The sequence below is a fragment of the Achromobacter sp. 2789STDY5608615 genome (assembly GCF_001298995.1).
Classification (GTDB): domain Bacteria; phylum Pseudomonadota; class Gammaproteobacteria; order Burkholderiales; family Burkholderiaceae_B; genus Achromobacter; species Achromobacter insuavis.
Genome location: NZ_CYTY01000027.1, coordinates 21,389 through 27,926, shown reverse-complemented (window position 1 = coordinate 27,926; position 6,538 = coordinate 21,389). Strand labels below are relative to the sequence as shown.

The 6,538-nt window shown below is 69.1% G+C and carries 10 protein-coding genes; 4 read left to right on the top strand and 6 right to left on the bottom strand.

The annotated features are described in order from the left end of the window. Positions 1-12: 12 nt before the first annotated feature. The 4 genes from AOZ49_RS21460 to AOZ49_RS21445 all read right to left on the bottom strand — a co-directional run bounded on the left by AOZ49_RS21460 (position 13) and on the right by AOZ49_RS21445 (position 2,936). The gene (locus AOZ49_RS21460; RefSeq protein WP_054477652.1) at positions 13-711 is read right to left on the bottom strand and encodes a glutathione S-transferase family protein; all 699 of its coding nucleotides are present in this window, start codon (positions 709-711) and stop codon (positions 13-15) included. A gap of 71 nt (positions 712-782) precedes the next feature. Further along, positions 783-1,175 (bottom strand): DUF4168 domain-containing protein, encoded by a 393-nt coding sequence (locus tag AOZ49_RS21455; RefSeq protein ID WP_054431787.1) that lies wholly within the window; start codon positions 1,173-1,175, stop codon positions 783-785. 248 nt (positions 1,176-1,423) lie between these two features. Continuing rightward, the gene (locus AOZ49_RS21450; protein ID WP_054431786.1) at positions 1,424-2,068 is read right to left on the bottom strand and encodes a 4'-phosphopantetheinyl transferase family protein; all 645 of its coding nucleotides are present in this window, start codon (positions 2,066-2,068) and stop codon (positions 1,424-1,426) included. Between the two features lie 52 nt (positions 2,069-2,120). After that, positions 2,121-2,936, bottom strand: coding sequence for a sulfite exporter TauE/SafE family protein (locus tag AOZ49_RS21445; RefSeq protein ID WP_054477650.1), 816 nt, complete (start codon positions 2,934-2,936; stop codon positions 2,121-2,123). A 100-nt stretch (positions 2,937-3,036) separates the two neighbouring features. On the opposite strand from AOZ49_RS21445, the gene AOZ49_RS21440 reads away from it, so the two are divergent. After that, a complete protein-coding gene (locus tag AOZ49_RS21440) occupies positions 3,037-3,807 on the top strand; it encodes an AraC family transcriptional regulator (protein WP_054477648.1) in 771 nt (256 codons plus the stop codon). 40 nt (positions 3,808-3,847) lie between these two features. Here AOZ49_RS21440 and AOZ49_RS21435 read toward each other — a convergent pair whose 3' ends face one another. Continuing rightward, a complete protein-coding gene (locus tag AOZ49_RS21435) occupies positions 3,848-4,285 on the bottom strand; it encodes a hypothetical protein (RefSeq protein WP_054477646.1) in 438 nt (145 codons plus the stop codon). Between the two features lie 364 nt (positions 4,286-4,649). Here AOZ49_RS21435 and AOZ49_RS21430 point away from each other — a divergent pair, with 364 nt between their 5' ends. Next, a complete protein-coding gene (locus AOZ49_RS21430) occupies positions 4,650-4,853 on the top strand; it encodes a cold-shock protein (RefSeq protein ID WP_006385404.1) in 204 nt (67 codons plus the stop codon). A gap of 41 nt (positions 4,854-4,894) precedes the next feature. Beyond that, positions 4,895-5,170, top strand: a complete 276-nt coding sequence (locus tag AOZ49_RS21425) for a hypothetical protein (RefSeq protein ID WP_054431782.1) — start codon at positions 4,895-4,897, stop codon at positions 5,168-5,170. A gap of 34 nt (positions 5,171-5,204) precedes the next feature. Here AOZ49_RS21425 and AOZ49_RS21420 read toward each other — a convergent pair whose 3' ends face one another. Further along, on the bottom strand, positions 5,205-5,858 hold the full coding sequence (locus tag AOZ49_RS21420; RefSeq protein WP_054431781.1) for a PAQR family membrane homeostasis protein TrhA: 654 nt from the start codon (positions 5,856-5,858) through the stop codon (positions 5,205-5,207). 280 nt (positions 5,859-6,138) lie between these two features. Here AOZ49_RS21420 and AOZ49_RS21415 point away from each other — a divergent pair, with 280 nt between their 5' ends. Beyond that, complete coding sequence (locus tag AOZ49_RS21415) at positions 6,139-6,321, top strand: hypothetical protein (protein WP_006396220.1); 183 nt, start codon at positions 6,139-6,141, stop codon at positions 6,319-6,321. Positions 6,322-6,538: the final 217 nt, after the last annotated feature.

The following is a 6,538-nucleotide window of genomic DNA, read 5'->3' as shown; positions in this document are numbered from 1 at the left end:
CCGCCGCCGCCCTCATGCCGGCGGCACCGGCGCCTGGCGCGCCAGCCCGCCATGGGCGTCCAGCAGGCGCTCGCGCCAGGCGGCCACGGGATCGTTGGCCGCCAGCAGTTCCAGCGCGCTGGTGCAGCGCGCCCACATGAAGAAACCGAACACCGCGTAATCCGCATAGGCCGGCTGCTGGCCGGCCAGGTACGGCTGCCGCGCCAGCATCTGGCGCAGCGGCAGCAGCGAGGCGCGCAGGGCCGCCAGCTGTTCCTCCTGCACGGCGGGCAGCGCTTCCAGCGGGCCGAAGCGCTTTTCGCGAGTGTGGCGGAAATAGTCCTTGTCTTTCGCGTCGATCAGCGCGTGGATTTCCGGCAGCAGCAGCCGCGCCAGCGTCGGCACCAGCGTGGTGTCGGCCCAGCTGTTGGCGAACAGGCTCAGGGCGCGGCCGGTGTCGCCGCCGAACAGCGACGGGCGTTCCGGAAAGGTGTCTTCCAGATAGCAGGCGATCTGCCAGGAATCGCTGATCACGTGGTCGCCGTGCACCAGCACCGGCACCAGCTTCTGGCCCGAGAATTCGATCGCTTCCTTGTCGGTGAAGCGCCACGGCACGGTGTTGGCGGACAGCCCCTTGTGGGCCAGCGCCATGCGCGTCTTCCAGCAATGCGGGCTGAAACGCAGCGCCGGGTCGGCGCCTGCCAGGTCGTAGAGGGTGAGATCGGGGGTCAAGATGCCGCGCTCCTTGAAGGGTTCCCCGGCAGGATACCCCCAAGGCGCGGCGAGCGGGGAAGGGGGCGCGCCTACTGCACCGTCGCGCCGGCCTTGCCCATGTTCATCAGGCGCTGCTTGACTTGCGGATCCTGCTGCACGGCGCGGCCGATGCCGTTGAATTCCTCGACGGACAGGCCGTCGGCCTGCACCAGCTTGACCATCTTGGCGTCCGCTTCCTGGATCACCTTCTGCTTGGCCTCGTCGGTCTTGGCGGCGTCGACCTTGGGACGGTATTCGTCGACCACGCCCGAGACCTTCTGCGAGGCCGAGGCGAAGCGTTGCAGCTGCTGGTCGGTGGGTTGCGCGGCGGCGGGCGCCATCGGCGTCTGGCTGGCGGGCGCGTTCTGCGCCAGGACGGGAGCACCGGACAAGACGGCCGCGGCAAGAACGGCCGACAGGATTGCGGTTTTGGAACGCTGCATGGAAACCTCCTAATTCCGGGTAAATGTCCGACCATGATGACAACCGGCCCGGGCGTGGTTCAAGTTTCGCAATGTGTTTTCCTGTGTCGGCGGACCACCGTGGCGCCGGGCGCGCGCGGGGGAGGCGCCCCGGGCGCGCGGCGGAAATGTTTTGCGCGCAACTTCGTGACATTACGCAAGCGGATCACAGGCCCGGTGTCGGCCGCGCGCGGCCGGGGCACGCGTTGTGTCGCTGTGTGCCCGTGCCGTCAGGGCGCCAGTTGCACCGCCGTGTACACGTGTCCCTGGCCCAGCCGGTAGCCGCAATGGAACGACTGGCCGCGCCGGAAATCCGGGCCGGCATCGCGTTGCAGCCGCAGCACCAGCCGTTGCGCCGTCACGTCCGCATGCACCACGGCCAGGTCGCTGAATTCGAGCGGGCAGCGCGTCAGCGGGAATTGGCACTTGTAGAGCGCCTCCTTGGCCGAGAACACCAGCGTGGCCCAGTCGGCGCGGGGCAGGGCGGCGGCCACCAGGCCGTGTTCATCGGGCAGCATGCAGACGGCTTCGATCGCCTCGATCGCCTCGGCGTCGGCGATCGCTTCCAGGTCGATGCCCAGGCCGCGCGTGTCGGCCTGGCGGCCCACGGCCACGCCCAGCAAGTGCCGGCTGTGGCTGATGGAGCCGACGAAGCCCTCGGGCCAGCGCGGCGCGCGGTCCGCGTCCGCGCCAACCTGCACGGTCCGCGCGCCCAGCCCGGCCAGCAGCGTCGCGGCCAGCTCGCGTCCCGCCTGGTATTCGGCCTGGCGGCGCGCGGCGGGGTCCGGCGCGTCACCGGCCGGCAGCCGCTGCACGCGTTGGGCGATGCGGCCGGTCAGGACAAAGGGCGCGTGGGGATCGGGCAGCGGAGTCAAGGCAGGGCGCCATCGGGTCGGATGCCCCGATCATAGGCCATCGCCGCGGCGCTCAGGCCAGCGCCATGCTCAGCAGCACCAGCGCCAGCAGCGCGACATAGACGCGGGCGTGCAAGCGGTCCGGAATGCGCGGGATCAGCGGCGCCGCCAGCCGGATCCCCGCCAGCGAGCCCAGCGCCAGCGCCGCGAAGGCCAGCAGGTCGACGTAGCCGATGATCCATGGCGCCAGCGGCGCCGGCAGGGCGCGCGCCGCCGCCATGTAGGCCAGCGTGCCGACAATCGCCACCGGCAGCGTCAGCGGATTGGCCATGGCGGCCGCCTTGGCCATCGGCAGGCCGCGCCGGCGCAGCAGCGGCACCGTCATCACGCTGCCGCCCACGCCCAGAAACGTGGCGATGACGCCAATCACCACGCCGCCGCCGACCGTCACGCCCTGGCCCAGCGGCCGCGCCGCGCGCGCCTCGTGCTGCGCCATGAAGCCCTGGCGCAGCAGGCAGTCGAGAATGGTCACGCCCAGGTAGGCGATGAAGGCATAGCGCACCACGTCGCCGCTGGCGCGGGTGGCGGCCCAGGCGCCCAGCAGCGCGCCCGCGCCGATGAAGGCGGCCAGCGGCCAGACGTAGCTGCGCACGATGTTGCCGGCGCGCTGGTGCTTGCGGGTGGCGGCCACCGAGTTGACGATCATCACGCAGGTCGAGGTGGCCACCGCGATATGCATCGCCGCCTGGCCGATGGCGTCCTGCGCGCCGTGGGTGGCGGTCAGCACGCCATACAGCACCGGCACCACCACGAAGCCGCCGCCAAAGCCGAACAGCACCGTGGTCACGCCGCTCAACGCGCCGAACAGCGCCAATGTCACGTACAGCATGTCTTGCGTCCTTTCCGGGGAAAACGCCACGATAGGGCGGCCGGCGGTGGCTTGCTTTCGAGGATTGGACAATAATGTTTGCATTCCAGCCAATCCCGTCATGCGCAACAGCCACATCGACCTGCACGACCGCCTCGACCGCGCGGTGGTCGCCATCGGCAACGACTATCCGCCCGGCCACCTGCTGCCGGCGCACACGCACCGTCGCGCCCAGCTGCTGTACGGCGCCACCGGCGTCATGCACGTGGTCACCCGCGACGGCAATTGGGTGGTGCCGCCGCAGCGCGCCGTCTGGATCCCGGCCGGCGTGGCGCACCAGGTGCGCATGCAGGACGTCAGCACCCGCAGCGCCTATATCGAGCCCGGCGCGGCCCGCGCCGCCAGCGCCGCCTGCGAAGTGGTGGAGGTGTCGCCGCTGCTGCGCCAGCTGCTGCTGGCGGCGGTCGACATGCCGGCCGACTACGACCCGGCCGGCCGCGACGGCGCGCTGGCGGCGCTGCTGCTGCACGAGGTGACGCGCGCGCCAGTGCTGCCGCTGCACATCCCGCTGCCGCGCGACAGGCGCCTGGCGCCGCTGTGCCGCGCCTTCATCGCCGCGCCCGACGTGCGCCAGTCGCCCGAGGCTTGGGCCGAGCGCCTGCACATGAGTCCGCGCACCTTCAGCCGCCATTTCCGTCTGCAGACCGGCATGGCGTTCTCGGCCTGGCGCCAGCGCGCCTGCGTGGTGCTGGCGCTGGCGCGGCTGGCGGCCGGCACGCCGGTCACGGCGATCGCGCTGGACTTCGGCTACCAGAGCCCGGCGGCGCTCTCGACCATGTTCCGGCGCGTGCTGGGCCGTCCGCCCACGGGTTATCTGCGCCAGCCCGATTAGGGCCGGCCGCGGACAGGCTTGCGGGGACAGCGCGGCGGGCTCAGCGCCCCAGCTTCATCGAGACATCGGTATGCGTGCCGCGGTCCAGGTCCGCGCCCAGCGGCTGCGCCCACAGCGGCAACTTGAGCAAGTCGTTGCCGACCTCGCCCGATTCGATGCGTTGCGCGATGTCATCGAGCAGCAGCGTGCGGGTGGCGAATCCGCGCCCCTGCAGGCCGCGGGCGAACAAGCGGTAGGTCAGGTTGGGTTCGGCGCCCTTCATGACGCCCAGGTCGAGGATGCGGCCATGCTCGTCGCGCAGCAGCAGATGGCCGGGGCGCGCGTAGATGCGGTAGATGCGCCATGGCGAGGAAATCGCGGCATGTTCGCGCGTACGCTCGGGTCGTGTCGGCGTGTTGGCCGCCGCGGGCGTGGCGGGCGGCAACAGTTTCACGCAGGCGTTGGCGAATCTGGCAATGGTCCTTCCGATGCGACTCACGGTCGTCTTCCTCCGGGATGGCGATACGGCGAGGAGACGCGCGTTCAAGCACCACCGTTTCAGCATACGCGCTTTATCGTGCGAAACGGGGATTCGCGCAGAGAGTTACGCAATCGGCTCGCTGCCGCGCGCGTCCATGTCCCGATTATCACAAACGTGATCATGGAGATTACGGGCCGGCATCGGCGCTAATTGGAAGCATACATTGACTTTCACCGGTCGGGCACCCATAGTGGACTTGCAGCTTTTCGAGCATCGTGATCAACGTCCGGTATCGCGCCCCTGCTGGCGCCTCATTGTTCGCCGTCCCTTTCCTTGACAGGCTCCCTTCCCGGGCCATGCCCGCTACGCAAGGAGTGAAATGATGGAAACCGGAATTGTGAAGTGGTTCAACGACGCCAAGGGCTTTGGCTTCATCATGCCCGAGAACGGCGGCAAGGACCTGTTCGCGCATTTCTCTGAAATCGTCGGTGACGGCCACAAGGCGCTGGTCGAGAACCAGCGCGTCAGCTACGTCACGGCGCAAGGCGCCAAAGGTCCGCACGCGACGCAGATTCGCGCAATGTGAACGACGGCCCCGAGGGGCTGCCGCTTCAGACAGGAGGACGCATGTTCCATAACAACATGGTCTACAAGGGCTACCGGCTGATCGCCAGCGTGTCCCGCATTTCCGTGGCGGGCAGCCGCCGCCCCGCTTTCACCGCGACCGTGGGGGTCGAACTGGCCGCCGATTGGCACCGCTTGAACGACAACCACGTGGTGCCGTTGTTCGCTGCGGGTGGCTTCGTGTCATCGCCGGTCATGGCGGTGGATGCCGCCATCCACCATGGCCGCCAGTTGGTCGACGGCTACGTGCGGCCCGCCGCGCAGGTGCCCGCGCGCTAGCGCGGCCCCTCGACAGGGCCGGGCCTGAACGCGTTCAGGCAGCGCCCGCGCCGTACCACAGCACGGCGAAGAAATGGCAGACCGTGCCGGCCAGCACGAACAGGTGCCAGACGAAGTGGCCGTAGCGCCAGCGGTTGTCGAACACGAAGAACACCACGCCGCCGGTATACGCCAGTCCGCCCGCCAGCAGCCACCACAGGCCGCCGGTCGGCACCAGTTCCAGCATCGGCTTGACGGCGATGACCACCAGCCAGCCCATCGCCAGGTACAGCCCGGTGGACAGGGCGGGGCGGTCGAGCCGCTTGCTGGCCTTCAGGCCCACGCCCAGCAGCGCCATGCCCCACACCAGGCCGAACAGCGTCCAGCCCCACGGACCGCGCAGCGCGCCCAGCGCGAACGGCGTGTAGGTGCCGGCGATCAGCAGGTAGATCGCCGAGTGGTCGAGCACGTTGAAGAGGCGCTTGGCGCGGTTGTCGGGCAGCGCGTGGTAGATGGCCGAGGCCAGGTACAGCAGGCACATGCTGGCGGCGAAGATGGCCGCGCCGGCGATGAAGGCGGCATCGCCCTGGCGCGCGGCGGCGACGATCAGGATCGGGGCGGCGGCCAGCGCGCCGGCCGCGCCCAGACCGTGGCTGATGGTGTTGGCGATTTCCTCGCCCAGGGTCTGGCGGCGGTCGTTCGGGAACATGGTTTGCTGAGCGGGTGCGAATAGTTATCAGGGTTTCCACCATAAGGGTTTTGCGCCGCCGCCTCAAGCCGGCCTTGATCGCAGGACGGCGCGCCTTGATTTTCTGCAAACCGGACCGCCGCCGCGGCGCTCGAAAAGCTGCGATGACAAGTTACTGTGTGATACATTTCTCTCGCTAAATCAGCCGCCCGCAGAGGCGGCGCTTTTGGCTGCGTACCGCGTTATCGAGGGGCTGCGCATCCGGCGGGCCCGCACAGACTCTTCAAGGGGAGGCTCTTCTATGATTCCGGCAATCGGCCTGATGGTTGGGGCATACATCGTCACGCGCATGACCGCGACGCTGACCCGGCCAGGCACCAGCAAGGTCGTCAAGGTGCTCTCCATCATCACCATCGCGGTGGCGTTGGTCTCCTGTCTGGAATTGCTGACGAGCGGCGCGGCGATCCAGTCCGGTCGGTTCTGAGCCGGGCCGGTCCCGGAGCATGGGCGTCCGCATTCGGCGGACGCGGCAGTCGGCGGGCCGCGCATGGCGGCCAGGTGGTTTTCAAACGTCGTCGTGGAGTCACACAGCGTTCACAGGCCCGATCAATGGCGCGCAGTCTTACCCATCTGTTTTTCACCGCCGCGAAGAAGCTCAGCCGCATCCAGCGCGCGGCCATGCGTATCGCGGCGCCCAAGCG

Bases quoted from the DNA above. Each gene is read 5' to 3' on its own strand.
- AOZ49_RS21430 (WP_006385404.1), top strand. From the start codon at position 4,650: ATGGAAACCGGAATTGTGAAGTGGTTCAACGACGCCAAGGGCTTTGGC.
- AOZ49_RS21415 (WP_006396220.1), top strand. From the start codon at position 6,139: ATGATTCCGGCAATCGGCCTGATGGTTGGGGCATACATCGTCACGCGC.
- AOZ49_RS21445 (WP_054477650.1), bottom strand. From the start codon at position 2,936: ATGCTGTACGTGACATTGGCGCTGTTCGGCGCGTTGAGCGGCGTGACC.
- AOZ49_RS21455 (WP_054431787.1), bottom strand. From the start codon at position 1,175: ATGCAGCGTTCCAAAACCGCAATCCTGTCGGCCGTTCTTGCCGCGGCC.
- AOZ49_RS21440 (WP_054477648.1), top strand. From the start codon at position 3,037: ATGCGCAACAGCCACATCGACCTGCACGACCGCCTCGACCGCGCGGTG.
- AOZ49_RS21425 (WP_054431782.1), top strand. From the start codon at position 4,895: ATGTTCCATAACAACATGGTCTACAAGGGCTACCGGCTGATCGCCAGC.
- AOZ49_RS21420 (WP_054431781.1), bottom strand. From the start codon at position 5,858: ATGTTCCCGAACGACCGCCGCCAGACCCTGGGCGAGGAAATCGCCAAC.